Source organism: Comamonas terrigena NBRC 13299, from assembly GCF_006740045.1.
GTDB classification, from domain to species: Bacteria; Pseudomonadota; Gammaproteobacteria; order Burkholderiales; family Burkholderiaceae_C; genus Comamonas; species Comamonas terrigena.
In genome coordinates this window covers 4,357,746-4,383,654 of sequence record NZ_AP019749.1, presented here as the reverse complement: position 1 = coordinate 4,383,654, position 25,909 = coordinate 4,357,746, and the positions used below count along the sequence as shown (strand labels likewise).

25 protein-coding genes are annotated in these 25,909 nt (G+C 68.6%); 15 read left to right on the top strand and 10 right to left on the bottom strand.

Annotation, left to right across the window (positions count from 1 at the left end; all coding sequences use genetic code 11):
* Window positions 1–11 precede the first annotated feature (11 nt).
* The 6 genes from CT3_RS19835 to CT3_RS19810 form a co-directional block, all read right to left on the bottom strand.
* A complete protein-coding gene (locus CT3_RS19835) occupies window positions 12–1,037 on the bottom strand; it encodes a 3-hydroxyacyl-CoA dehydrogenase family protein (protein ID WP_083520630.1) in 1,026 nt (341 codons plus the stop codon).
* A gap of 23 nt (window positions 1,038–1,060) precedes the next feature.
* Window positions 1,061–2,041, bottom strand: coding sequence for a tripartite tricarboxylate transporter substrate binding protein (locus tag CT3_RS19830; protein WP_083520629.1), 981 nt, complete (start codon window positions 2,039–2,041; stop codon window positions 1,061–1,063).
* Between the two features lie 40 nt (window positions 2,042–2,081).
* Window positions 2,082–2,750 (bottom strand): GntR family transcriptional regulator, encoded by a 669-nt coding sequence (locus CT3_RS19825; RefSeq protein ID WP_172591758.1) that lies wholly within the window; start codon window positions 2,748–2,750, stop codon window positions 2,082–2,084.
* A gap of 276 nt (window positions 2,751–3,026) precedes the next feature.
* Complete coding sequence (locus CT3_RS19820) at window positions 3,027–3,785, bottom strand: YoaK family protein (RefSeq protein ID WP_066541443.1); 759 nt, start codon at window positions 3,783–3,785, stop codon at window positions 3,027–3,029.
* Window positions 3,786–3,858: 73 nt separating this feature from the next.
* Complete coding sequence (locus CT3_RS19815) at window positions 3,859–4,674, bottom strand: BUD32 family EKC/KEOPS complex subunit (protein ID WP_227657838.1); 816 nt, start codon at window positions 4,672–4,674, stop codon at window positions 3,859–3,861.
* Between the two features lie 125 nt (window positions 4,675–4,799).
* Window positions 4,800–6,512, bottom strand: coding sequence for an FMN-binding glutamate synthase family protein (locus CT3_RS19810; protein ID WP_066541439.1), 1,713 nt, complete (start codon window positions 6,510–6,512; stop codon window positions 4,800–4,802).
* A 162-nt stretch (window positions 6,513–6,674) separates the two neighbouring features.
* On the opposite strand from CT3_RS19810, the gene CT3_RS19805 reads away from it, so the two are divergent.
* The 15 genes from CT3_RS19805 to CT3_RS19735 all read left to right on the top strand — a co-directional run bounded on the left by CT3_RS19805 (window position 6,675) and on the right by CT3_RS19735 (window position 22,029).
* Window positions 6,675–7,520 (top strand): UPF0149 family protein, encoded by an 846-nt coding sequence (locus tag CT3_RS19805; protein ID WP_066541438.1) that lies wholly within the window; start codon window positions 6,675–6,677, stop codon window positions 7,518–7,520.
* 271 nt (window positions 7,521–7,791) lie between these two features.
* Window positions 7,792–8,985 carry an NAD-dependent epimerase/dehydratase family protein gene (locus tag CT3_RS19800; RefSeq protein WP_066541437.1) on the top strand — a complete coding sequence of 398 codons (1,194 nt, stop codon included), beginning with the start codon at window positions 7,792–7,794 and terminating at the stop codon, window positions 8,983–8,985.
* A gap of 119 nt (window positions 8,986–9,104) precedes the next feature.
* Window positions 9,105–10,580, top strand: coding sequence for a SulP family inorganic anion transporter (locus CT3_RS19795; RefSeq protein ID WP_066541436.1), 1,476 nt, complete (start codon window positions 9,105–9,107; stop codon window positions 10,578–10,580).
* Between the two features lie 379 nt (window positions 10,581–10,959).
* Entirely contained in the window at window positions 10,960–11,148 is a 189-nt protein-coding gene (locus CT3_RS19790) for a Flp family type IVb pilin (RefSeq protein ID WP_066541435.1), read from the top strand.
* Window positions 11,149–11,156: 8 nt separating this feature from the next.
* On the top strand, window positions 11,157–11,636 hold the full coding sequence (locus CT3_RS19785) for a prepilin peptidase (protein WP_066541426.1): 480 nt from the start codon (window positions 11,157–11,159) through the stop codon (window positions 11,634–11,636).
* A 31-nt stretch (window positions 11,637–11,667) separates the two neighbouring features.
* Complete coding sequence (locus tag CT3_RS19780) at window positions 11,668–12,147, top strand: TadE/TadG family type IV pilus assembly protein (RefSeq protein WP_083520628.1); 480 nt, start codon at window positions 11,668–11,670, stop codon at window positions 12,145–12,147.
* Between the two features lie 11 nt (window positions 12,148–12,158).
* On the top strand, window positions 12,159–13,073 hold the full coding sequence (cpaB, locus tag CT3_RS19775; protein ID WP_066541422.1) for a Flp pilus assembly protein CpaB: 915 nt from the start codon (window positions 12,159–12,161) through the stop codon (window positions 13,071–13,073).
* Window positions 13,074–13,083: 10 nt separating this feature from the next.
* Complete coding sequence (locus CT3_RS19770) at window positions 13,084–14,427, top strand: type II and III secretion system protein family protein (protein ID WP_083520627.1); 1,344 nt, start codon at window positions 13,084–13,086, stop codon at window positions 14,425–14,427.
* Between the two features lie 9 nt (window positions 14,428–14,436).
* Window positions 14,437–15,747 carry a CpaE/TadZ family protein gene (locus CT3_RS19765; RefSeq protein WP_066541419.1) on the top strand — a complete coding sequence of 437 codons (1,311 nt, stop codon included), beginning with the start codon at window positions 14,437–14,439 and terminating at the stop codon, window positions 15,745–15,747.
* On the top strand, window positions 15,744–17,054 hold the full coding sequence (locus tag CT3_RS19760; protein WP_066541415.1) for a TadA family conjugal transfer-associated ATPase: 1,311 nt from the start codon (window positions 15,744–15,746) through the stop codon (window positions 17,052–17,054). Before CT3_RS19765 ends, CT3_RS19760 begins: the two co-directional genes overlap by 4 nt.
* Window positions 17,042–17,959: a type II secretion system F family protein gene (locus CT3_RS19755; protein ID WP_066541414.1), complete on the top strand. Its 918-nt coding sequence runs from the start codon at window positions 17,042–17,044 to the stop codon at window positions 17,957–17,959. Before CT3_RS19760 ends, CT3_RS19755 begins: the two co-directional genes overlap by 13 nt.
* Window positions 17,960–17,968: 9 nt before the next feature.
* Window positions 17,969–18,922, top strand: coding sequence for a type II secretion system F family protein (locus tag CT3_RS19750; protein WP_066541413.1), 954 nt, complete (start codon window positions 17,969–17,971; stop codon window positions 18,920–18,922).
* Window positions 18,919–19,785 (top strand): tetratricopeptide repeat protein, encoded by an 867-nt coding sequence (locus CT3_RS19745; protein ID WP_066541411.1) that lies wholly within the window; start codon window positions 18,919–18,921, stop codon window positions 19,783–19,785. The genes CT3_RS19750 and CT3_RS19745 overlap by 4 nt, the downstream gene beginning before the upstream one ends.
* A 167-nt stretch (window positions 19,786–19,952) precedes the next feature.
* Window positions 19,953–20,126 (top strand): DUF3613 domain-containing protein, encoded by a 174-nt coding sequence (locus CT3_RS21515; protein ID WP_172591759.1) that lies wholly within the window; start codon window positions 19,953–19,955, stop codon window positions 20,124–20,126.
* Window positions 20,127–20,142: 16 nt separating this feature from the next.
* Window positions 20,143–22,029, top strand: coding sequence for a TadG family pilus assembly protein (locus tag CT3_RS19735; RefSeq protein ID WP_066541409.1), 1,887 nt, complete (start codon window positions 20,143–20,145; stop codon window positions 22,027–22,029).
* A gap of 21 nt (window positions 22,030–22,050) precedes the next feature.
* Here the strand turns inward: CT3_RS19735 and CT3_RS19730 are convergent, their stop codons facing one another.
* From CT3_RS19730 to thiL, 4 genes are all read right to left on the bottom strand, one after another.
* The gene (locus tag CT3_RS19730; RefSeq protein ID WP_066541407.1) at window positions 22,051–22,545 is read right to left on the bottom strand and encodes a CinA family protein; all 495 of its coding nucleotides are present in this window, start codon (window positions 22,543–22,545) and stop codon (window positions 22,051–22,053) included.
* Between the two features lie 22 nt (window positions 22,546–22,567).
* On the bottom strand, window positions 22,568–24,136 hold the full coding sequence (locus CT3_RS19725; RefSeq protein WP_066541405.1) for a DUF4139 domain-containing protein: 1,569 nt from the start codon (window positions 24,134–24,136) through the stop codon (window positions 22,568–22,570).
* 14 nt (window positions 24,137–24,150) lie between these two features.
* Window positions 24,151–24,627: a phosphatidylglycerophosphatase A family protein gene (locus CT3_RS19720; RefSeq protein WP_225608890.1), complete on the bottom strand. Its 477-nt coding sequence runs from the start codon at window positions 24,625–24,627 to the stop codon at window positions 24,151–24,153.
* Window positions 24,628–24,833: 206 nt separating this feature from the next.
* Complete coding sequence (thiL, locus tag CT3_RS19715; protein ID WP_066541404.1) at window positions 24,834–25,811, bottom strand: thiamine-phosphate kinase; 978 nt, start codon at window positions 25,809–25,811, stop codon at window positions 24,834–24,836.
* Between the last annotated feature and the right edge of the window lie 98 nt (window positions 25,812–25,909).

The window sequence follows — 25,909 nt, the reverse complement described above, 5'->3', positions numbered from 1 at the left end:
CTGCTGGGGGCTCAGCGCACCGGGCGGGGACCATCGACGTAATGGCTCAAACGCTCCATCACGCGGTAGAGGTGGCGGTCGCGTTCGTTCTGCAGCTCCAGCATGGTCTGGGTGCCGTAGTCGAAGAAGCCCTGGCCGGTGGCCACGCCCAGGTGGCCGTCGTTGACGCGGTCCAGCAGGTGCTTGGGCACCTCCTCGAACGGCGGGTCCTGGAAGTCGGGGTCGCGGAAATTGCGCACGCTCAGGCCCAGACCGGTGAAGTCGTAGCGCTGCACCACGCCCAGCACCTGCATGCGCGGGGCAATGCTGGCGCGCACGGCGATGTCCATGTCTTCCGGGCTGATGACGCCGCTTTCCAGCAGGTGGAAGATTTCGCGGCCCAGCAGGCGCTGCAGGCGGTTGATGACAAAGCCGTTGACCATCTTGTTCAGGCGCACCGGTGTCTTGCCCACGGCGCGGAGCACTTCGCAGGTCTGCTGCATCAGCGTGTCGGTGTGCGGGGCCGAACCCACCACTTCCACCAGCGGAATGATCTGGGCCGGCGCAAACCAGTGCGCCACCACCAGGCGGCCGCGCATGCTGGCGTCGCTGAGGGCGAACACATCCAGCGACGAGGTGTTGCTCCAGGTGATGACCGTGGGCTTGCCGATGCGGGCGATGGTGTCGAAGACCTGGCGCTTGACCTCCTTGTTCTCGGACACGGCCTCGATCACCAGGTCCGCGCGGGCGATGGCCACGTCACTGCCCACATGGCTTTGCACGCGGGCCAGGGCAGCGTCGGCGGCCTCCTGCGTCAGCAACTGTTCGCTGACTTTCAGCGCCAGGCCGTCGCGCAGCGATTGCATGCCTTTGGCAAGGCCGGTCTCGTGGATTTCGCACAGATCCACCTGGTAGCCGTGTTCGGCAAACACCAGGGCAATGCCGGGGCCCATGACGCCGGCACCCAGCACAGTGACGCGGCTGGTGCCGGGCGTGAAGGGCTGACTGCCCAGTTGCAGATCAGAGGTGGCGGGAGCGAGAGGGGGGAGAGATGTCATGGCGTTGTCAGCAGATCACAGGGTTATTGGCCCGCCAGGCGGGTGATGATGGTTTTTTCTTTGGCGTAGGTGTCGGCGGCCCAGGCCGTGTAGGCCTTGCTGCCGCGGTAGTTCAGCTCGACGCCCAGCATGCGGGCCTGCTGGATGAAGTCGGGGTCCTGCATGACCTCGCGCACCGTGCTGTCGAGCTTGTCGACGATGTCCCTGGGCAGGCCGGCCGGGCCGGCAATGCCCAGCGGCGAAGCCATTTCCACGGGATAGCCGGCCTCCTTGAGCGTGGGGACTCCGGGGAAATCCGGCGAGCGCTCGGCACCGGCCACGGCCAGCACGCGCGCTTTCTTGGATTCGACGAACGGCAGGATGGTGCTGGTGGCGCTGATGATGTCCACATGCCCGCCCAGCAGGGCGTTGATGGCCTCGGCATCGCCCTTGTAGGGCACAAAGGTCCATTGCAGCTGGGCGGCACGCGCCAGCTCGGTCATGGCCAGATGGTTGGAGCTGTACTGGGCCGAGCCGGCATAGGAGTATTTGTCGGGCGACTTCCTGGCGTCGGCCACCAGTTCCTGGATGCTCTTCCACGGCGCGCTGTAGGGCACGGCAATGGCGTAGGTGTAGTTCATCACCGTGGCGATGTACGACAGGTCCTTGAGCGGGTCGTACTGCACCTTGGTCAGGTAGGGCTGGCGGAAGACCGACAGCGGCACCAAGGTCAGGCTGTAGCCGTCTGGCCGGGTGCGCACCATCTGCGTCACGCCCAGGGTGCCGGCCGCCCCCGGCTTGCTCTCCACAATGAAGGGCTGACCCAGCTTCTTGCCCATGCGGTCGGTCAGCGCGCGGGCCAGGGCGTCGGTGCTGCCCCCGGCGCCATAGGGCACGATCAGCGAGATCGGCTTGCTGGGGTAGGGGGATGCGGTCTGGGCCGCCGTACTGGCGGTCAGACCCAGTCCCAGGGCGGCGGCGGCGGCCAGGCGCACAGGCAAGAGGGCACGGAACGTGAATGGCATAAGGTCTCCTTTGATGTATTTATTAATGCCGGAGAATGATTTACTTCACTAAATCAAAATCCAGTCGTATATATCGGCTGTCATAATGCACACAGGCCCAATAAATCAATTTATTCTCCGTGTCATAAATGCTGCGGGTAATTTCTGCCACCGGTGAACCCACCGGAATATGCAGATGGGCGGCCGTGTCATCTCCGGCGGAAATGATGGTGATGCTCTGCTTGCCGGACTGGATGTGTGTCTGGCGGTCATTGCCCAGCACGGTGAGGACGGCCTGCTGGCGGATTTCCGTTTTCAGCCGCCGATAAATGCTGGCTTCCAGAAAAACCCGGCTGTAGCACACGCGAATACCTTGTCGTGAATACACGCGCTCCAGCAGATAATATTTCTGGTTCTGACCCGCCTGCGTGCCGCACCAGGCCGGCAGCGGCCAGGCTGCTTCCCTGGCGGTGTTGAGCGACACCGTCAAGGCATTCAGATTGCCGCGCGCCACCAGTTCTTCCCAGGTGGTGCCCACGACGAATTTCTGCGGCGCATTGGCGGGCAGGTCCTGGATGAACGTGCCCTTGCCGCGGGAGCGCACCAGCAGGCCTTCGCTTTCGAGCTCCGCCAGCGCACTGCGCACGGTGACGCGGCCCACACCGAATTCGCGCATCAGCATTTCCAGCGTCGGCGTCTGTTCGCCACGCGGCCACAGGCCGGTTTCCACGCGGGGGCGGAAGATGGTGGCCAGCTGCAGGTACAGCGGCTGCTTGCCGATCGACCAGTCCGGTGTGAGTTTCTTTGGTTTCATAGTTCTATTGTTAGAACTATAGGAAAGTATGAAGATTGGGGTTAACCCTTGGGTGTTGGCGCGTCTGCGTCGGGCTGGGGTGGTGTATCACCTGTGCCGGCGCGGTCTGCCATCGCGCTCACTGCACATCCTGTGGCACGGTCCGGCTTGTTGCTGAGCCGCCACCTGCGGTGCGCACGGCCGCGCGTGCGGCTAGCGCGGGCCGTGCCGCTGCCGGGAGCGCGGCAGATCGCGCAGCAGCGGAGGCACGGCCAGGGCCAGCAGCAAGGCCGCCAGCGGCACCACGCAGACAAAGCCCAGGTGCTGAAAACCCAGTGCCCCGGCCATGCCGCCCAGCACAAACATCGCCAGCAGCCCCGCAGAGGCTTTCATCCGCGGCCAGTGGTGGGGCACGGGCTGCGCGCTGGCGCTGGCCCTGCGCTGCCACAGCAGCAGCTTGCCCAGTTCCATGCCCAGGTCGGTGATGTTGCCGGTCATGTGCGTGGTGCGCATGCTGCCGCCGGAGGTCTTCGAGCCGACGGCGTTCTGCAGTCCCATCATGAAGGACAGCAGCAGCACCGTCAGCGGTACGGCGAACGGGGTGTTCCAGCGCAGGGTGGCGGCGCCCATCAGGCCGAAGGGGAACAGCAGCAGCGCCTCCAGCATCAGCGGCAGGGCATAGACGCTGTGCAGATGGCGCTGGCGGCTCCAGTTCACCAGCACGGCGCAGGTGGCGGCCCCGGCCATGAAGGCCAGGATGGCGCCCAGCGCGTTCAGCAGCAGCCGGTGGTTGTCCAGTACCAGGGCATCGGCCAGCTGGGAGGCAAAGCCCGTCATGTGCGAGGTGTACATGTGCAGCACCAGAAAGCCGCCCGCGTTGATGGCGCCGGCCGTGAACGCCAGCACCAGGCCGAGGGTGAGGTTGGTGCCGGGGGTGCGGTGGCGGTTGGTGAGGTGGATCAGGTTGCGCATGGTGCTCCGGCACCCAGTATCGCGCAGCCCATGCGCCCCGACATCCCTCTGTGCGGCGGGCGCAACGCGGGTGTCAGGGCCGCAGCAGTTCCCAGGCCATGCGGATGCGCTGTGCGTCGCGACCCCATTTGCGGTTTTCGGGGAAGCGGCCGGCCCAGGCCATGCGGGCCACGCTGTCGCGCAGGGCCTGCTGGGCGGCGGGAGTCAGCGTCTGCACCCAGGCCTGCCACTGGGTGCGGGCGGCGGGCAGGGCGTCGGCAGCGTGCAGGATCCAGGCCGTGGAATGGGCAAAGCACAGCGCATCCCGCGCATGGCACAGCGGCAGCGGCAGGGCGGTGGCGGGGTCGTCTTCAAAGTCGATGTAGCCGATCACGCCATCCGGGCAGCGTACCAGGTTGCGGGCAAAGGCCTGGCTCAGGCAGGTGCCGGCCCGGTGGACCTTGGTGAGCGATTGCAGCCCCTGCTTCCACAGTGCCAGCACGGTGGCGCTGCCACGCGGCACGGCCTGTTCCATCTCGTTGCCCAGGCTGGGTGTGTTCTCGCCGGGGGCGCCCAGGTGGCGCATCAGAAAGCCGTCTTCGCAGGCGGCCAGCACCTCGGGCACGCGCAGGCCGCGGGCCGCCAGATCGCGCAGGCGGGCCACCTCGGTGCCAATCGCCACGCGCCCGCCCGGGTTGGGCACGGGGGTGAGCACCGGCACGCGCAGGCAGCGCGCCACGGCCCCCAGGAAGCGGTAGCGCCAGGCGGCATTGCTGCGGCCCACGCGCTTGAGCCACAGCGTTTCCGTGGGCTGGACATAGCGCACCACGCTGTGCGGCTGGAGGCGCACATGCTGCTGCAGAAAGGCGGCGTAATCCAGGGTGGGGACGGGCAGGTCGGTAGCGGGCACGGGCAGCGATCGAAAGGGAAACAAGGGCACAGGGCCCACCGGGGTCAGGCCGGTGTGCGGACAGCGGATTGTGCCGTTTTTGCGGCGCCGTACGGCGCCCTGGCCGGCCGGAGCCGTGGCGGCGCTCAGGCCTGGGGCACGTTCTGCGGGCGCTCGGCCGAAGGCGTCATCGGCGGCGGGGCGATGTGAAAGCTCTCCGCACAGGCGCGCGGCCAGTAGATCTGGAACACATTGTGCTGTCCATCCAGCGGCCCCAGCAGGGCGCCGGGCTGCACATGCAGCACCACATTCGACAGCAGGTGCACCTGGCTGTCGCCGGTGCGGCGCACGATGTGGTGGGGCGTGAAATCGCGCGGATGCTGCAGACCGGCGGCCTGCACCAGCTCCATCAGCGCGTGCAGGGTCTGGCGGTGGTAGTTGGCCACGCGCGTGGCCTTGTCGGGTACCACCAGGGCCTGCTGGCGCCGGGCGTCCTGGGTGGTGACGCCGGTGGGGCAGCGGCCGGTATGGCAGGTCTGGGCCTGGATGCAGCCCAGGGCCATCATGAAGCCGCGCCCGCAGTTGCACCAGTCGGCACCCAGCGACATCATGCGCGCGATGTCGAAGGCGGTGATCACTTTGCCGGCGGCACCCAGCCGGATGCGGTGGCGCAGGTTCACGCCGACCAGGGTGTTGTGCACCAGCAGCAGGCCTTCCTGCAGCGGCACGCCCACATGGTCGGTGAATTCCACCGGCGCTGCGCCGGTGCCCCCTTCGGCACCGTCCACCACGATGAAGTCGGGCGTGATGTCGGTCTGCTGCATGGCCTTGACGATGGCAAACCATTCCCAGGGATGGCCCACGCAGAACTTGAAGCCCACGGGCTTGCCGCCGGAGAGCTGGCGCAGCCTGGCGATGAACTGCAGCATCTCGAGCGGGGTGGTGAAGGCGCTGTGGCTGGACGGCGAAATGCAGTCTTCTCCCTCCGGCACGCCCCGGGCAGCCGCAATTTCCGCCGTGACCTTGGCGCCCAGCAGCATGCCGCCATGGCCGGGCTTGGCGCCCTGGCTGAGCTTGAGCTCGATCATCTTGACCTGCGGATCCAGCGCATTGGCGGTAAAGCGTTCCGCGCTGAAGCTGCCGTCGGCGTTGCGGCAGCCGAAGTAGCCGGAGCCGATTTCCCAGATCAGATCGCCGCCATGCACGCGGTGGTGCTGGCTGATGGAGCCTTCGCCGGTGTCGTGGGCGAAGCCGCCGGTGCGGGCGCCCTGGTTCAGCGCCAGGATGGCATTGGCCGACAGCGCACCAAAGCTCATGGCCGAGATGTTGAACACGCTGGCCTGGTAGGGCTGGGTGCAGGGCGCCACGCCCTCGTGTGGCTGGCCGGGGACGCCGCCGATCCAGGTGCGGAAGTCGTGCGAGGCCAGCGTGCTGGGCTGCAGCGAATGGTTCACCCATTCGTAGCCGTTGGCGCTGACATCCAGCTGGGTGCCAAAGGGGCGGCTGTCGGGCTGGCCCTTGCTGCGCTGGTAGACCAGGGAGCGCTGGGCGCGGGAGAAGGGCAGGTTCTCGTTGTCCGACTCGATGAAGTACTGCCGCATCTCGGGCCGGATCGACTCGAACAGAAAGCGCAGGTGGCCGATGATGGGATAGTTGCGCAGGATGGCGTGGCGGGTCTGGCGCAGGTCGAACCAGCCCACCAGGGCCAGGGCCAGCAGCAGGGCGGCGGCCAGCCACCACCACCAGCGCGGCCACAGCAGCGCAGCCGCCAGGCACAGCGCGCCGCCCAGGGCGCACAGCACCAGCGCGGTGTAACGGATGGGAAACAGCCCGCCGGAGCGGGTGGCGGCAGCAACCATGGGCAACTCCTGTGTACGGTGCACGGACATGGGGGGCGGGCTACACTGCCGCCCATTGGCTGGCGCGGCATGCGCCAACGGCCCCGCCCGGCGCAGCCCCGCACCTCTGCGGCAACTGGCTGCCGGGCCATCATAGAAGCCTTTGACGCGCAGGATCGCACCATGGAAAACACCACACCCGCCGAAGCTACGGCACAACCCGCCGAAGCTACGGCACAACCCGCTCTGAGCAACGAAGACCTGCAGGAACTGGACGAGCTGCTGGACAGCCTGCGCGAGCGTTCGGAAGAAGTGCCGCAGTGGGAGTTCTGCGACGGCTTCCTGACCGCCGTGGTCTGCACGCGCCGCCCCATCTCCGTGGGCGAATGGCTGCCCATGCTGCTGGGCGACGGTGAAGACCTGCAAGTGCCCGATGGCCAGCCCCTGCCCCAGCTGGAGGTGTTTGCCAGTGCCGAGCAGCAGGCCCGCTTCCTGGAACTGGCCCAGCGCCGCATCGACGAAATCCGTGTCCAGCTGGACACCGAAGTGAAGTCCCTGGCCGATGACGAAGCCTTCCAGCCCGAAGTGCTGGACACGCGCGGCGCCATCCTGGTGCTGCCCGAAGCCGAGCGCGCCGAGATCGAAGACGAGGAAGTGCCGTCCTTCGCCCAGGTGTGGGCCCTGGGCTTCATGTTCGTGGTGGAGAACTGGGCCGAGGAATGGGCCGCTCCCCGGGACAAGGAAGCCGCCCAGTGGCTGGATGCGGCCATGGAATTCATCGTCAACCTGACCGAAGACGACACCGACGAGCCGGCACTGAACCTGTACGAGGAAACCGGCCCGGTATCGACCAGCCAGGAGCGCGTCGACGCCTTCGGCGAAGCCGTCTGGGCTGTGTACGACCTGCGCCAGCTGTGGCGCAGCATGGGCCCGCGCGTGACCGCCGTGGTCAAGGGCGACGAGCCCGGCCGCAACGACCCTTGCAGCTGCGGCAGTGGCAAGAAGTTCAAGAAGTGCTGCGGCGCCTGAGCCGGCACGGACACTGCGGCGGCCGCAAGGCCATCGCACCAGAAAAAGGAACCTGCAGGACGCGGGTTCCTTTTTTTCTGGGCAGCGTGCAGGGGCATGTGGTGGCGATGTACGTGTTATTACGTAGCTGGGCGCGCCGGATAATCGGCAGATTCCTGTCCGGTCCCCAGGGCCGCGCGCTTTGCCGCCCGCATCGGGGTGAATCGAGGCGGTCTGCATGATCTGCGGGCGCGCCACGGCGCCGTCCGGGTCCATCTGCCTACCTGCCTAGATGACCGTTGCGACTTCCGTGCCCGCGCAGACCTTGCCCTGGCAAGGGCTGCTGCCCTCCGAACAGCCCCATGGCGCTGCCCCCACCCTGCTGGCCTCCCGCACCCTGTGTACCGTGCTGGTGCTGGGCGCACACGGGCGTCTGGGTTATGCCTGTGTCCAGGCATTTGCCCAGGCGGGCTGGCGCGTGCTGGCCCATGTGTGTCCCGGCAGCGGGTTGGTGCAGCACCCGTGCGAAGCGCCGCCGGTGGCCGGCGAGGTGCGCTGGGTCGACACCCCGCTGACCGACACGGCCGGCTGGGACCAGCTGCTGGCCAGCCATGGTGGAGTGCACGTGGTGGTGCATGCCATGGCCACGGGGTTTTCCTCCTGGGCCTGGGCCCGCGAGCTGGAGCAGCTCACCCGCTCCAGCATTGCCGTCGCCCGGCGCTGCAACGCCCTGCTGCTGGTGCCGCTGTCCATCCTGGCCTACGGGCGCCAGCTGCCCGAGGTGCTGCGCGAGGACGATGCCCTGCCGCATGCGGCGATGCTGGGCTCCTACCTGGCCGAGGTGCGTGCCCAGACCGAGCTGCAGCTGCGCATGGCGGCGGAAACCGGCCTGTCGGTCTGCACCCTGCGTGCCGGGGCCTACTACGGCCATGCGGGCGATGGCTGGATCCGTGATTCGGTGGCCGGCCAGCTGCCGCGCGGGCGCATGGCCTGGCTGGGGCCGTATGACGTGGCCACGCCCTGGGTCTATGTGCACGACCTGGCCCAGACCCTGGAGCGTGTGGCCAGCCAACGCCACCGGCTGGGCAGTTGGGTCCGGCTGCACTTTGCCGGCCAGCAGCGCCAAGGCCAGGACTGGTGGCAGGCCCTGGGACAGATCGCCCAGCAGCGGGGCTGGGTGACCGGCGCCGCCGATCTGCGCTCCGGCCATGTGCAGTGGCCGCTGTGGAAACTGCTGGGCTGTTTTTCCCCCCGTATGCGCGCGCTGGGCTCGATGGAATATGTCTGGCGTACCCCGCACCGCCTGGACAACCGCCGCCTGCTGGCGCTGATCGGCCAGGAGCCGCGCACCGACTGGCAGCAGAGCGTGGCGCAGACGGTGGAGCTGCTGTTCCCCGCGCCGGTCGCCTCGCCCATGCTGGCGCCGGCACCGATGGAGTTGGAGTTGCCCGCAGCACGCCCGCAACAGCGGGTGGATGCGGAGTAAAAAGGTTCGGGTGCGCCCTGGCGGCGCACACGGTGCACAGCCCGGCGGCTGCAGACTTGCCCCAGGCTGCGTACCATCGCGCACCAGAGCCCGCAGATGCCGGGTGTTTTGTGCTCTCCATGAACCCTTCCACCTTGATGCGCTGGCGTGCCGAATGGGCCCCCAGCATTCCCCGTGAACTGCTGGCCGGTGCCGTCGCCACGTTCGCACTGATTCCGGAGGTGATTGCCTTCTCCTTTGTGGCGGGGGTGGATCCGTCGGTGGGGCTGTTTGCGTCCTTCGTCATCAGCATCGTCATCGCCTTTTTCGGCGGGCGGCCGGCCATGGTGTCGGCGGCGGCGGGCTCGGTGGCGCTGGTGGTGGCGCCGCTGGTGGCGTCGCACGGCCTGCAGTACCTGCTGGCCGCCGGCCTGCTGGCGGGGCTGATGCAGGTCGCATTCGGTCTGTGCCGCATGGGCATGCTGATGCGCTTTGTCAGCAGCTCGGTGCGCACCGGCTTTGTGAATGCGCTGGCGATCATGATTTTTGCGGCCCAGCTGCCCCATCTGAAGGGGGCCAACCTGCCCACCTGGGCCATGCTGGGCCTGGGGCTGGCCCTGATCTACGGCCTGCCGTGGATCGCGCAGCGCACCGGGCTGAAGCTGCTGGTGGCCATTCCACCGCCGCTGGTGTGCGTGGTGCTGTCCACGGTGATCGCCAGCGCCATGGGGCTGCCGTTGCACACCGTGGCCGACTTGGGCCAGCTGCCGCAGGCCTTGCCGGCGTTCGGCCTGCCCGCCGTTCCGTTCGATCTGCAGACGCTGCGCATCATCGCCCTGCCGGCGCTGGCGATTGCCATGGTGGGTCTGCTGGAGTCGGTGCTGACGGCGGCCGTGGTCGACGAGCTGACCGGCACCCCCAGCGACAAGAACCGGGAATGCACCGGGCTGGGCCTGGCCAATATGGCGTCCAGCGTGTTCGGCGGCATTGCCGGCTGCGGCATGATCGGTCAGGCCGTGGGCAATGTGAAATACGGCGGCCGGGGCCGACTGTCCACGCTGTTTGCCGGGGTGTTTCTGCTGATCCTGATGGTGGCCCTCAAGGATTGGGTGTCGCGCGTGCCGGTGGTGGCCCTGGTGGCCATCATGGTCATGGTGTCGGCGTCGACGTTCGACTGGGGCTCGCTGCGCAATCTGCTGCGCTACCCGCGCCTGTCCAGCGGCGTGATGGTGGCCACCGTGGCCATCACCGTCGCCACCCACAACCTGGCGGCCGGCGTGCTGGCCGGGGTGCTGCTGTCGGGTGTGTTCTTTGCGTTCAAGGTCTCGCACATGATGCAGGTGACGCTGCGCGAGGCGGTCGATGGTGCGCTGGAATGGACGGTGCGCGGTCAGGTGTTCTTTGCCTCTGCCGATGCGCTGGTGGAAGCGTTCGATGTGCGTGCCGCCGCCGGCCGGGTGGTGCGCATCGACGTCAGCGGGGCGCATTTCTGGGACATCACCGCCGTGGGGGCGCTGGACAAGGTGGTCGAGCGCCTGCGCCAGCACGGGTGCACGGTACAGGTACAGGGGCTGGATGCCGCCAGCCAGCGGCTGATGGACCGGGTGCAGGGCTGAAGGCATCACCCTACGCGGGGCGGGCGCCGCCGCGCCGGTCAAGCGGCACAGGCGTAGCAGAAAGGGGGAGACGAGGTACCCATTCTTATAGGGTGGTCTTGTTTGTAGGACTGCTCTGACTGCGGCGTGCGTCGCAGGAGATAGATGGCGTCAGCGTGGTGGTGGTAATCAATGGATTGCCGCCGTCACATCTGCAAATCCTTGAAGTTAGATGAAGCTTGGCCTGTGTAAATCATTGTGAAAAGTTTGGCTGACTTGTTTCCCCGTTCACCGCTCGCCGCGATCCGACAGTGGGTCGGACGGACGGGGATTCTCCAGGTATGGCGTCATTAGACTTTCCTCATGGCGGGCATGTCAGCCTGCTGAGAGGAGAGTTGCCATGCAAAAAGCTCTGCTGCGCTTCTGGCGCGATGAAGAAGGTGCCACCGCCATTGAATATGGCCTGATCGCTGGCCTGATTGCGGTGGTCATCGTCGCTGCCCTGACGGCCCTGGGCACCGACATCAGAGGCGTGTTTCAAAGCATCAGCACGGCCATTACGACCGCCTCCGCGCCTGCTACCCCCTGAGGCAGACCATGCTCGGCGCCATCGCGCTGCAGGGGCTGGCGGCCGCCGTGCTGGCGCATGTGGCGTGGTGCGATGTGCGCTGGCGCCGCATTGCCAACCGGGATGTGCTGCTGCTGGCGGCGTTGGGTGCTGCGGCGGCCGTGCTGGAAGTGTCGCCCTTTGGCCTGGACCTGGGGCAGGCCCTGCTGGGCATGGCACTGGCCTTGCTGGCGCTGCTGCCGTTCTATCTGCTGCGCTGGATGGGGGCCGGGGATGTGAAGCTGGCCGCGGCCATTGGCATGTGGCTGGGCGCTGCCCACGCCGGCGAAGCATGGTTGATCAGCGTGCTGCTGGCGGTGGCCTGGGGTCTGGGCCTGCAGTGGGCGCGGCCCGGCCCGGCGCCGCTGGCCGTTCCCCGTGCCGCGCCGCGCATGCCGCCCTTGCGGCAGGTGCCCTACGGCATGGCGCTGAGCCTGGCCGCAGTGGCCGTCTGGTGGTTGCGCCGCTGAGCCGCCGAATTGCACAAGGAGTCGACACCCGATGCCCCAGTTGCCCGCCACCCACCGGAACCCGAACAGGCAACGCGGGGTGGCGGCGCTGGAACTGGCATTGGTGTTTCCCGTGCTGTTTCTGATGATGTATGGCCTGCTGTCCTATGGGCTGATCTTTGCGGCGCAGCATTCACTGGCCCAGTCTGCGGCGGAAGGCGCGCGTGCGGCCTTGCGCTTTGACAGCCTGAACGATGCCGAAGCCTCCCGCACGACCGCGGCCTGCACCATGGCCAAGCAGGGCGTGCGCTGGCTGGAACAGGTGAGCGGGCGTGCCATTGCCTGCCAGACGCAGCTGGTGACCGCCGTGCAGTGCCAGATTCCGGCGGCCTTGGCCAGCCGGGTGCGCTGTCTGTCGGTGTCGCTGAACTATGACTATGCGGCCACCCCCATCCTGCCGCGCCTGCCGCTGCTGCCCACACCCCAGCGTCTCACCGGGATGGCGGTGACGCAGATTGCGCTCAGCTACTGAACGGGAGGCACATGCACAAAGGCTTCAAATTCGTCGCGCTGGCCCTGGTGGTCCTGGGAGGCGGGCTGGCGTGGATGGCCTTTCTGGTCTCGGGTCCGGCCAGGGCGCCGGTTGCTCCAACGCCGGGCACGGTCGCTCCTACGGTCAGCATGGTGGTGGCCAGCAAGGCCTTGCCTGCCGGCCATCTGCTGCAGGCCGAGGATGTGCGCCTGCAGCCGGTGGCCATGCTGCCGCCCGGCGCGGTGGCGCTGGAGGCCAGCGTCCTGGGGCGCACCCTGGCGCAGCCTGCGGCAGAAGGCGATCCGGTGATCGCTTCCCGGCTGCTGGGGGGTATCGCCGCCGGGCTGCAAGCCGGCGAGCGCGCCGTGGCCATCAAGGTGGATGAGTCCTCCGCCGTGGGGCACAAGCTGGCCCCGGGCGACTGGGTGGATGTACTGGTGGTGCTGCGCAAGGACAGCCAGGAAGTGGACGCCACCCAGGCCCGGCAGCTGTTGGCCCGCAAGCGGGTGCTGGCCTATGGCAGCCAGATGGAGGGCGCTGCCGGCAAGGACGGCGCCGATGAGGCCGCACGCACCGGGCAGCCGCCGCGTACCGCCGTGCTGGCGGTGCAGGCGCAGGAAGTGAATGCCTTGCTGCTGGCGGAGCGCCAGGGGCAGGTGCTGCTGGCCTTGCGCAATCCGCTGGACAGGGAGGATGCGCCATCCCGCGCGGCCGTACCGAGCACCGAAGTGGTGGTGCTGGAGCAACTGGCCCGCACCGCGCCCGGGCGCGCACTGCCGCCGTCGCAGACCGCGTCACTGCTGACCGCACACCATGGCCTGCCGCCAGCGGCGCGCAGGCCCGGGGGGGAGGGATCGCCACCGCGCGCAACGGGTCTGGCGGTCGAAGTCTTACGGGGGAACCGGTCCGAAACCGTGCATTACTGAGTGAGGTGCCATGAGTTCATATCGCGCAACACCCGCCAATCCGTCCTGGTGGTGGCGCCGGGCAGTGGGGGGGCTGGTGACGGTGGCGTGTGGTGCCGTGCCGTTGGCGGTGGCGCAGTCCCAGGGGCAGGCAGCGCCGTCGATGCTGGAAAAAAGCCTGCAGGTGGGGGTGCAGCAGCTGCTGGAGGTGCCCGAGGGGGTGCGCCGCCTGGCGGTGGGCGATGACACCGTGCTGGGCGTGCAGGTGCAGCGGGCTCGGCCCACCGGCGGGTCCGCCCAGTTGGTGCTGACCCCGCTGAAGCCGGGCGTGAGCTCGCTGATGGTGTGGCCGCAAGGTACCGGCGCGGCGCGCCACTATGTGCTGACGGTGCGCCAGCGCTCCGGGCAGGAGGGGGTGCGTTCCACCAGCCTGGAAGCCCATGCGCAACGCATGGCGGGGGACAAGGCCGCGCAGGGGGATGCCGGCGTGGTGCTGCTCAAGAGCCATGTGGTGCAGGTGGACGTGAAGGTGGTGGAGATCAACAAGAACCGCATGCAGCAGGCCGGCATCAATCTGTTCAGCACCCGCAGCAACAGCCAGGGGTTCCGCTTTGGCGTGCTGTCGGCGGGCGCCACGGGCAGTACTGCCTTTGGTTCCCCTGGCTTGCTGGCGCCGGATGCCAGCTCGCCTTTTGCCCAGGCGTTTGGCCTGCTGCTGGATTTCGGCAAGGCCGGCGTGGGCGTGAACCTGGGCATGCTCGAAGGCAGTGGCATGGCACGGGTGCTGGCCGAGCCGTCGCTGGTGACGCTGTCCGGGCAGAGCGCCAATTTCCTGGCCGGCGGTGAAATCCCGATTCCGCTGTCCCAGGGCAATGGCTCCGTCAGCATCGAATACAAGCCCTATGGCGTGGGCCTGACCGTCTCTCCCACGGTGCTGGACGACCAGCGCATCGTGCTGAAAGTGGCACCCGAATCGAGCGAGCTCGACTATGCCAATGCGGTCACGCTGCAAAGCGTGGCGGTGCCCGCCATCACCACGCGGCGTGCGGACACGACGGTGGAGCTGGGGGATGGCGAGAGCTTTGTCATCGGCGGGTTGGTCAGTCAGGCCACGGTGTCGTCCGTCAACCGGGTGCCGCTGCTCAGCCAGATTCCGGTGCTGGGCACCTTGTTCAAGCGCCAGGAATTCAGCCGCAAGGAGCGGGAGCTGGTGATCGTCGTCACCCCGCGCCTGGTGCGACCGTTTGCCCAGGGACAGCTGCAGGAGGGGCAGCTGCCGGGGGCCGGAAGCGATGGCACCGGGGGCCGCCGCTTCTGGGGCAGCTATGTCGGCCCCAGCGGCAGCAGCGATGCCCTGCCGGGCTTTTCGGAATAAGGAGGGGCCATGAACTTTGCGGATGTCACGACCCCTTCGCTGCTGGAGCCGCCGCCCGCCCAGGATGCGCCGGTGTGTGTGCTGCAGGTGGGGGATTCGGCGGAGGATGCGGCCTGGCTGCAGGCGCGCATCGGCAATGCCATGCAGGTGCTGCACTGCGCGCCCCACCCCGAGGCGATGAAGGCCGCACTGACCCCCCAGGTGGTGATGGTGGTGGTGCAGTTCGATGCCCGCCAGGACCTGGAAGGACCGGTCAAGCTGGCCCAGTGGCTGCGCGAACACCAGCCCAAGCTGTCCGTGCTGGGCATGGGCTATGCCAACACCCCCAAGGTGCCTTTGGCGGCACTGCGGGGCGGGGCGCAGGACTTCCTGGACATGGCGGGGTCCGTGGAGGAGCAGCTCAAGCCCTTCTGGTCCTTGAGCATGCGCGGCAGCGCGCATGTGCTGGGCAGTAAGGCGGCCGCAGGGCAGCAGCTGGGAAAAACCGTTGCGCTGCTGGGGGCCCGGCCCGGGATGGGGGTCAGCACCCTGGCGGCACACCTGTCGGCGGCCCTGGCGCAGACCATGGGGGCGACTGGTCCGGCGACAGCAAAAAGCAGTGCGCTGGTGGGCTTGCTGGACCTGGGCTTTCCGCTGCGCGACGGGCTGATGCACCTGGGCCTGCAAAGCAGCTTTCACATGGTCGATGCGATCCAGAGCATGCACCGGCTGGACCCGGCCCTGTTGGCGGCCGCCTTGCCGCGCCACCGTTGCGGCCCGATGGTGCTGCCGTGGCCGGCACAGCCCCAGATCATGCGGGATGTGGAGCCGCGCTCCATGTCGGCAATGGTGCAACGTCTGCGCGCGTTTTTTGCCTGGCAGGTGATTGACCTGGGGGGCTTGCCCGCCCACGAGATGGTGCAGGCCGTGGCCCGCGAGGCCGACCACGTCTGGGCGGTGTGCGACCAGTCGGTGGGGGGGATTGTGTCCCTGACGGAAATGCTCAGCACCCTGCCGTCCAAGCCGGAGGGGGCGCCGATGTGCGATGGCGTGGTGATCAACCGCGCGCTGCGCGGTGCCGGCATGGCGCCCGAGGAAATTGCCCGGCGGGTGGCACACCCCTTGCGCCATGTGCTGCCGCAGCGCGACCTGGCCATGCTGCAGGCCAGCAGCCAGGGGCAGTTGCTGTCCGAAGCCGATGCGGCCGACCCCTATTGCGTGCAGGTGCGGCAGATGGCTGCATCGTTGCAGGCCGACGGCGTGGCCGCCGCGCCCCGGCCGCAGGGGCTGCTGCAGCGCTGTCAGACATGGCTGCAGCGGGCAGGAGGGCGCACACCATGATGCAGATGATTTACAGCGATGCGGCCGGCGGGTTTGCGGCGTCGCGCGAATACCTGGCCATTCGCCTGCAGGCCCATGAACACCTGCTGGCGCGGATAGAGGAAGTCGGATCGGAGTTCTCGCACTGGGACGAGGCGCGGGTGCAGAAATTCGTGGCGCGGGAGATCGACCGCTTTGTGCAACTGCGGCGCGTTCCCATCAATACCAGCGAAGCCCAGCAGATTGCGCGCGACCTGCTCAAGGAAATCAATGGCCTGGGTCCACTGGACGATCTGATGCAGGACCAGGATGTGGAAGACATCCTGATCAACGGCTACCAGAACGTGTTCATATCGCGCCGGGGGGTGCTGCACAAACAGGCACTGGCCTTCAGTGACGACCAGCATCTGCTGCGCATTGTGCAGCGCGTGCTGGCCCCCCTGGGGCGGCGTCTGGACGAATCGTCGCCCATGGTGGATGCCCGCCTGCCGGGCGGCGGGCGCCTGAATGCCGTCATTCCGCCGCTGGCGCTGGATGGCCCGCTGGTCTCCATCCGCAAGTTCCGGCAGGAGGCCTGGGGCATGGACGATCTGGTGCGCATGGGCAGCCTGGATGCGGCCATGTCCAGCCTGCTGCACCACGCCGTGCGCGAGCGCTGCAACATCCTGATCAGCGGTGGCACCAGCTCCGGCAAGACTTCGTTGCTCAACGCCATGGCGGTGTTCATCCCGGAGAGCGAGCGGGTGGTGACCATCGAGGATGCGGCCGAGCTGTCGCTGCACCATCCGCATGTGGTACGCATGGAGAGCCGGCCTGCCGGACTGGACGGGCAGGGGACCGTGTCCACGCGCGATCTGCTGCGCAACAGCCTGCGCATGCGGCCCGACCGCATCATCGTCGGTGAAGTGCGCGGCGCCGAGGTGCTGGAGATGCTGCAGGCCATGAACACCGGCCATGACGGCTCCATGGCCACCATCCATGCCAGCTCGCCGCGCGAATGCCTGTACCGGCTGGAGATGCTGGCGGGGTTTGCCGGCTTTGCCGGCAGCGAGCTGAGCCTGCGCAGGCAGATGGTGTCGGCCCTGGATTTCATCGTGCAGATCGGCCGCCTGCCCAACGGCAAGCGCCGGCTGCTGTCCATCACGGAGGTGGTGGGCATGGTGGACGACACGGTGGCGCTGCAGGAGCTGTACCGCCACGAGTCCCAGGGCGGGCAGGTCGACAGCTGGCACAGCCTGGGAGTGCCGCCGCAGACACCGAAGCTGGCCGCCTGGAAGGCCGGCAACGCCGCACGGGGCATGGCCGATGGCGGGGGGTGGCCGCTGTGAGCGGCTGGGCCATTCTGAGTGTGGCCTGCCTGCTGGCCGGGCTGGGCGTGGCATTGTGGGGCTATGAAGCGCACCAGCGCCTGCAGCAGCAGATGGCCCGGCACCTGCAGACCGTGCTGGAGCAGCGCGAAGGGACGGCGGTGCTGCTGGGCCCGGTGGGCGGTGAGGAGGTGGCGACAGGGCTGTCCTGGGGGCCACCCTGGCTGCGGCATGCGGTCAGCTGGCGCTGGCTGTGGGGCGGCTTGTCGGTGCCGGTGGTGTTGGCGCTGCCGCTGGCGGTGCTGGGCTGGGAGCGCGCGGCGTTGCTGCTCTGGTGCCTGCTGATAGGCGTGGCCCTGCTGCTGGCCTGGCGGCGCTGGCAGCGGCTGCGCCAGCAGGTGCAGCAGCAGTTGCCGGCGTTCATCGACGGCATGGTGCGCATGGTGGTGCTGGGGCATGCCACCCCGTCGGCCTTTTTGCTGGCCTCGGCAGCGGCCAAGCCGCCTTTGCTGGCCACCTTGAACCAGGCTGCGGCCTTTGCCAAGGCCGGCATGCCGGTGGACCAGGCCCTGGCCACCGCCAGCCGCCATTGGGGGCTGGAAGCCTTCTCGCTGCTGGCGGCCATCCTGCAGGTCGGCGGCCGGTTCGGCGGGCGGGTCGACAGCCTGCTGGAGCGGGTGGCGCATTTCTTGCGCGACCAGCAGCAGGCCCGGCAGGAACTGTTCGCCCTGTCGGCCGAGGTGCGCCTGTCTGCCTGGGTGCTGAGCCTGCTGCCTCTGCTGGTGGGGGGCGCCATCATCATCACCAATGCGGATTACTTCATGCAGCTGTGGAACGACACGGGAGGCCGCCAGCTGCTGTATGCGGCCGCCGGTCTGCAGGTGGTCGGGGTGTGCATGCTGTACCGCCTGGCCCAGCTGGAATGAGCAGGGCGCATGGACCGCTATCTGCCTGGGGAAGGAAGTGTGCTGGCAGCGCTGGCGTTTTTGCCGCTGCTGGTGCTCGGGTGGTGGCTGTGGCGGCTGGCCCGGCAGCGGGCGCAGCGGCACCGCCATGTGGACGCGGTGCTGCAGCGGCGCCAGCCGGTGGGGCCCACACCCCGCAGCCGCACAGCCTTGCGCCCGCGCCAGTGGCTCCAGCGCCAAAGCCAGCGCCTGCGGGCATGGCTGGCCTCGCCCGCCGGGCAGCAGGTGGTGGCGCAGGAAGATCGGACCTTGCTGGCGCAATGCGGCTTTGGCAACAGCCTGGGTGTGGTCTACCTGGTGCTGGCACGCCTGGCCCTGATGGCTTTTCTGCCACTGCTGCTGGCCTTGTGGGCGCCAGCCTTCATGGCCCGGCTGTCCTTGCTGTACCTGTTTGCCGCGCTGGCCCTGGGCTATCTGCTGCCCAAGTGGGTGCTGCGCCGTTATGCCCAGCGGCGGCGGCGCAGCGTGGAGGCGGAGTTGCCGGTGCTGGTCGATCTGCTGTCCCTGCTGCAGGGCAGCGGACAGGGCATCGACCAGAGTCTGCAGCTGATTGCGCAGGATTTTGGCCAGGTGCTGCCGGTGCTGTCGCGTGAGCTGCAGCTGGCCAACCGGCTGTATGCCGGCGGGCGTTCCCGCGACCAGGCTTTTTCCCGGCTGTCCGAGATGTTCCACAGCGACAGCCTGGCCGATCTGACGGCGTTGCTGGTGCAGATCGACCAGCACGGTGGGGCGGTGCAGGAACCCTTGCGCCAGTTCGGCCAGCGCCTGCGTGAGCAGCGGCGCATGCGCATGAAGGAGGCCATCGGCAAGGTCACGGTCAAGATGACGGCGGTGATGGTCCTGACCCTGTTGCCGGCGTTGATGGTGATCACCGCCGGCCCCGGCTTTCTGGCCGTGATGCGAACTTTGGGGAGTGTCAAATGAAGCAGCTAGGCAGTGCAAAGGGATGGGGGTGGCGCCGGTGTCTGCTGGCCGCCGCGCTGGCAGGCAGCATGGGGCTGTACGGCTGCAGCACCCAGGTGCTGGGCAGCATGGCGGCCGCGGCCATGGCTTCGTCGCAGGCGGCGGACAGCCAGGCTCGGGCGGAGCAGCAGGCGGATGCCGAGCGCGCCGGTGACGCCACGCCGATGCTGGGACAAGAGACGCAGGCCAGCTACCTGCAGGTGGTGGCGGAGCTGCAGCGCAAATCGCTGTGGTATGCCGCGCTGGCGCATCTGGACGCGCTGGAGCAGCGCTGGGGTGTTTCGGACACCAGCCGTTTGCTGCGTGCCGATGCGCTGCGCCAGACGGGCCAGTTCCAGGACAGTGAACGCCTGTACCGTACCTTGCAGAGCGGCAGCCAGGCCGCGCGTGCAGCGCATGGCCTGGGCCTGCTGGCCGCCGCGCAAGGGCAGTACCGGGAGGCCGTGGCGCAGCTGCAGGCGGCACGCCGGCTGTCGCCGACCGATGCCTTGCTGCTGAACGATCTGGGCTACGCCTTGCTGCACACGCCGCAGGCCCGCGACGCACGCCTTCCGCTGATGCAGGCGGTACAGCTGCAGCCTGCACAGCGCCGCATCCTCAGCAATGTGGCCGTGTACCTGTTGCTGTTTGGCAAAGACCAGGAAGCGGCCCAGTGGATGCAGCAGCACCAGATGGGGGCCCCGCTGCGCCAGCAGGTGTTTCAGCAGGCCCAGCAGCTGGAAGTGCTGCAGCGCGCTCCCGAACCGGATTTGCCGCTGCCGCTTCCCGCGGCCGCATCCATCCCCGGCACCACGGCCGTGGCACAGCAAGGAGCACCCTCATGATCTGCAAACCGATGTGGTGGACCCTGGTTCTGGTGGGGGCGGGCAGCGTGTCCGCGCAGACCCCGCCACCAGCGCTTTCAACGCCGCCGCAAGCTGCGCACGCGGCTCCGGTGGCTGCGTGTGCGGCACCGCCCTGCCAACCCCTGCCAGGGACCACCCCCACGGCCATGCCCGTGGGGCAGGCGACACGCGCCCTGTTGCAGCAGCAGGCCACCACCGAGCCCTCCCGTCCCCCGCAGCCCATGGCCGGCGTGGTGGCGCAGAAAGTCTATGCACGCTATGTGGAGAGCTTTGCCCACCCGATCCCCGAGCGCGCGGCATCGCCCATGGCGAAGAAGTAGCGCACCGAAGGCCCCCGTGACCCCTTCCCTGCACCGCTCCCAGAAAGGCGCTGTGGCGCTGGTGGCGGCGCTGTGGATGGGCGTTGCGCTGTCGTGCCTGATGGCGCTCGATATCGGCAACCTGTTCTGGCAGCAGCGCGAGCTGCAGAAGATGGCCGACCTGGCTGCGGTGGCGGGTGCCGCGGATCCCGTGAACACCTGTGCTTCCCTGGCGGCGGCCAGCGCCGCCAGCAACGGACGGGCAGCGACCGACCAGCTGCAGGTGCAGTCCGGGCACTGGCAGCCCAATGCATCCGGACAGCGCGCCAGCTATTTCGTGGCCGGTGCTGCCTCGGTGGTGAACGCCTGTCGGGTCACGGTGCAGCGCACGGTGCCGTATTTCTTTGTGTGGCCGGCGGCCGACGGCGGGCGCCGCAGCCTGCAGGCCACGGCCACCGCCGTCCAGCGGCCGCAGCTGGCCCGGCTGTCCGTGCGCTCCAAGCTGGCCGCCATCCAGAACAACAACGATGCGCTGTTGCTCAATGCGCTGGTGGGCGGTCTGCTGGGCGGCAAGGTGGATATCTCGGTGCTGGGCTGGAATGGCCTGCTGGGCACCCAGATCGACCTGCTGGCGTTTCTGGACGCCCTGGCATTGAAGGTCGGCATTGATGCCGGGGACTACGACCGCTTGCTGAGCACCCAGGTCAGCGTGAACAAGGTGCTGGAGGCCATGCTGGACGTGGTGCAGCGTGGTGCGACCACGGCGGATGCGAATGTGCAGGCCCTGCAGAGCCTGGCGGGCGTGGCGGCCACCGTGCCGGGTGTGCGGCTGCAGCTGAACCAGTTGCTGAAGCTGCAAAGCGGGCTGACCGGCTCGGCGCTGTCGACCTCGCTGAATGTGCTGGAGCTGGCGCAGGCCGTGATCCAGGTGGGCAATGGCAACAATGCGGCGGCCGCGGCGGTGGACATCCCGCTGGGGATTGCGAATACGAGCTTGCGTCTGAAGGTGCTGCAACCCCCGCAGCTGACCGCGATCGGCGACCCCGCGCTGGCCAAGGCCGATCCCCTGGGGGCCGACCGGCTGTTCGTGCGCACGGCCCAGGTGCGGGCCCTGATCTCGGTGGACCTGCCGCTGGTGGGTGCCACCATCACAGCGCTGAATGCCTTGTTGAAGCTGATTTCGCCGGCCGTGGCCCTGGTCAATTTTCTGACCGGAGGCGGCAGCGGCTATGCTGACCTGGAGCTGCTGCCGGCCCCCAGCCGGGTGGATGTGGTCGTAGAGGCGGGCGGCGGTCAGGTCTATCTGACGGACTATGTCTGTACCCCGACCGGCAAGGCGCTGGTGCAGACGGTGCGGACCTCGGCCGCCGAAATCCGGGTGGGACGGCTGGGCCTGACGGCCAACGAGGCGGCACAGAAAGCCTTTGCCTCCAATGCCCCGGTGGTCATGCAGCCGCTGCCGGTGCTGGATATTGGCTGCTGGGGCTGCGACGGCGTGGGCAAGCGCACGGCGCAGTACTTTGGCGGCCTGGGCCTGAAGCTGGACACCCCGGTCGCCAGCAAACAGGTGGCGGGGTTTCAGCTGCTGCAACCCCCGCGCCTGGACCAGGCCGCGGTGTGGGGTGGCATCCAGACGGACAACGTGGTCCAGAGCCTGGACAACACCTTGGGCAGCCTGAGCGGGCTGACGACACTGCCCGCCGATCCGCGTGCCTCGCAGGCCGGCATCCAGGGCATTCTGAAGCTGGTGGACGATATTCTGGCGGGGCTGCTGTCCTTGATCGGCGGCCTGGTGGCCGGGGTGCTGGCGCCGGTGCTGGACCCGCTGGTCAACACCTTGCTGCGCCTGCTGGGCGTTGACCTGGCCCTCACTGAAGTGGGCGGTCAGCTCAACTGCGGCGGCGCGGCCGAGCTGGTCTATTGAGCGGCATCGCTACCCGCCTGGCTAGGGTGCGGATGCTGCGACCAGGGCCAGCAACTGCTGCAGCGCGTGGTCGCGTGTCTGCTGGCGCACGGCCGCACGGTCGCCTGCGAAGCGCAGGCAGGCCGTGTGCAGCTCGCCTTGCACCGACCAGCCAAACCACACCGTGCCCACCGGCTTGTCGGCGCTGCCGCCGTCCGGGCCGGCCACGCCGGTGACGGCCACGCTGGCCTGTACCGGTGCGTGCCGGGCGGCGCCCACAGCCATGGCGCGGGCCACCGGCTCGCTGACGGCGCCGTGCTGTGCAATCAGCTCCGCAGGCACCCCCAGCAGCTCGGTCTTGGCGGCATTGGAATAGGTGACAAAGCCCCGCTCCAGCCAGCGGCTGGAACCGGGCAGGTCGGTGCAGGCGGCGGCAATCAGGCCGCCGGTGCAGCTTTCCGCGGTGGCCATCATCCAGCCGCGTGCCACCAGGGCCTGGGCCAGGGCGGAGAGGGTGTCGTGCAAAGGGGTGGGCATGTCGGCTGTCTTTCGGGCGGGGTCAGCGGCGCTCGCGCAAGCGCATGTCCTGCGGCCAGGAGATGCGGTGCTCGGCGCTGATCTGCTGGGTGGTTCCGGGCGGCAGGGCCAGTTCCCAGAGCACGCTGCCGGGCTGTCCGTTCCAGCGGGTGCTGGCCGGCTGTGGGCTGTAGCGCGATTCCACGCGGATGTCCTGCTGTTCTGCCACCGGGGCGGCATCCAGCAGCTGCAAGGTGACCGGCGTGCGGTGCAGGTTGCGCACCTCCCAGCGGCGGCTTTCCACCCGCTGCTGGCGGCTGCCGGTGAAGCCCGTGCTGCCCTGTGTCTGCTCGGTGGGCAGGGCGCGCAGCTGCACCCGTTCGTCGCGGCCAAAGCCCAGGCCGGTCTGGGCCACCTGGGCGGCATCCAGGCGGCTGGCGCCTACATAGGCACCGTCGCGGTACAGGCGGATGGGGCCGCTGGGCCAGACGCCTGTTTCAGGCAGGGCAAAGCTGGCGATCAGGTAGGCATGTGCATCCAGCGCCGGCGTGCTGCGCACCAGCACCTGGGCGTCCAGCTGCTGCTCGCCCAAGGTCAGGCTCAGCTGCTCGCCGTTGGAGGGGACGTTGACGCGCTGCGGCAGCACGAACTGGGTGGCGTGGCTGCCTTCGAAGACGCTGGCGTCGAAACTGGCCGGTTCCGGCGTGGGGGCCAGACTGGCCATTTCTGCCGAAGATGCCATGCGGGCCATGGGCGCGGCGACCGGAGCGGGCATGGGCGGGGCCGGCGGCGCAGGCTGGGCTTCGCTGATGCGCCAAGGGCGCGGCAGCGGACCGCTGGCGGCGGCATTGGGCTGCCCGGTGGACAGGGTCAGCGGCACATCGCGCCAGTCCTCGCCGCTGTTCTGGCTGACCTGGGCGGTGCGCTCCAGCCGCACACGCTGGCGTTCCACATCCAGGCTGGCACGGTAGCCGGGTTGCCAGCCGGTGCCCCGCACCTGGTAACTCAGCTGCAGCGTTCCGCCCTGGGGGGCCGACAACGTGACCAGCACCGTGCTGGCCAGGCCCTGGGCGCCGCCGGTGCGCTGTGCATCGGCCTGCAGCGGCTTGAGCTGCTCTTCCAGCGCCTGCCGCTCGCGTGCCAGCTGGTGCTGGCGCTGGGCCACGCTCTGGCCGGTGCGGCGCAGTGCATCGGCCGTGGCGGCAATCTGGGCGGTGCCTGTGGGCTGGGTATAGCGGTTCAGCCAGCCGCCTGCCTGCTCCAGCCCCTGGGCCTCGGCCTGCAGCGCGGCGATCTGGTCTTCCAGCGCGCGGATGCGGGCCTGCTGCGGGTGGGCACAACCGGGAATCAGCGCCCGTGGCTGCTGGCGCACCGACAGCTCGCCCACAGTCATGCCGGCGGGTGCACTGACCTGCAGGGTCTGTGCATCCAGCCCGGCGGGCAGGCAGGCCAGCACGGCCTGGCGTGCACCTGGGGGCACCTGCAGCGTGCGCTGCACGGTGGCGCTGCCGGGGTAGACCGTGACCTGTGTGATGCGGGAGTCCTGGGCCTGCACCGCAGTGGCCAGGGATGTCAGGCAGACCAGCGAAAGTGCGGGCAGGGCAGGGTGCATGGGGGCTCCGTGGGTCAGCGGGTCAGGTGGCGCCAGACGGCCATGACCAGCAGGGTGCAGAAGGCGGCGACCAGGTCATCGAACATGATGCCCCAGCCTCCTTTCCAGCCAAAGCCCTTGAACAGCCGGTCGGCCCATTTCACGGGCTGGGGCTTGGCAGCATCAAAGAAACGGAACAAGACAAAGGCCGCCAGCTGGCCCCAGAAGCCCATGGGCATGGTCAGCCACAGGATGATCCACATGGCCAGCACCTCGTCCCAGACGATGTGGCCGGGGTCGGCCACGCGCAGGTGGCGGGCGGTGACGGTGCAGGCCCACCAGCCCACGCACAGCGAGGCCAGCAGCAGCCAGCCGATCTGTGCCGGCGTCAGCCACAGCTGCAGCACCAGAAACGACAGCCAGCCCCACAGCGTGCCCACGGTGCCAGGTGCGATGCGGCCCAGGCCGCTGCCAAAGCCCAGGGCAATCAGGTGGGCCGGGTGGGCCATCATGAAAGACACCGTCGGGCGCGGTGGCTTGGCCGGTGTGGCGGTGAAGGTGCGGGAGGCAGCGGAGCCCGCAGGCGTGTCGTGTTCGACGATGCGCTTGGGCTCGGCGTCGGAAATCGGTTGGTCCATGGACATGATTGTAGAAATGCCTGCGGTGCTGCCCGGCAGGGGGGCACGTGTTTTAGTCCGGCGCAGCGCAGCCGAGGGGGTCAGTCCGCGAAATGGTCGAACGAGGCAAAGTGCGCTGCCACCGGCTCGCCCGCAGCGTCCACCAGACGCAGACCGGCGTGGGCCTCGATGCAGCCGATGCGAGTGACGGGTGTGGCGCTGGCGGCACCGGCCTGCAGCACCGCGTCGCGGGCCTGCGGCGGGGCGGTGAAGCACAGCTCGTAATCGTCGCCACCGGCCAGGGTGCACTGGCGCAGATAGTCGCGGTCAAAAATGGCTTCGGAGCCCAGCATGTCGGCATAGGCGGCGATCAGCGGCGTCGTCAGGCTGGTGTCGATGCAGGCGCCGACGCCGCTGGCATCCAGAATGTGCTGCAGATCGCCCAGCAGGCCGTCGCTCACATCCAGCGCGCTGGTGGCCACACCGCGCAACGCCTGGCCCAGGGCCACGCGGGGCGTGGGCGCTTCCAGCCGGGTGCGGGCGGTGGTCAGCAGGGCGGGGGGCAGCGGGTGGCGTCCCAGCAATGCATCCAGCGCCAGGCGGGCATCGCCCAGGTTGCCGCTGACCCAGATATCGTCGCCCGCGCGGGCGCCGCTGCGCAGCAGGGCCTGGCCGGCGGGCACTTCGCCCAGGACGGTGATGCAGATGTTCAGCGGCCCGGCCGTGGTGTCGCCACCGATCAGCTCGCAGTCGTGCTGGGCCGCCAGCGCGAACATGCCTTCGGAAAATGCGGCACACCAGGCTTCGTCGGCCAGGGGCAGCGACAGCGCCAGCGTGAAGGCCAGCGGTGTGGCACCGCTGGCCGCCAGATCGCTCAGGTTGACGGCCAGGGACTTGTGGCCCAGCAGGTGCGGGTCCACGTCGGGAAAGAAGTGGCGACCCTGCACCAGCATGTCGCAGGACACGGCCAGCTGCATGCCGGGTCCGGGGGCCAGCAGCGCGCAGTCGTCCCCCACACCCAGGGCGGCGCGGCGCACGGGGCGCTGGAAGAAGCGGCGGATCAGATCAAATTCACCCACGGTGTGCGGCCCTCGTCATCAAGGTTGCGATTGTCGCGCCTGTGCTGCAGCTTGTGTGGCGTCGGGCGCCACAAAAACCACCGCCGCCTGCGCGCCCA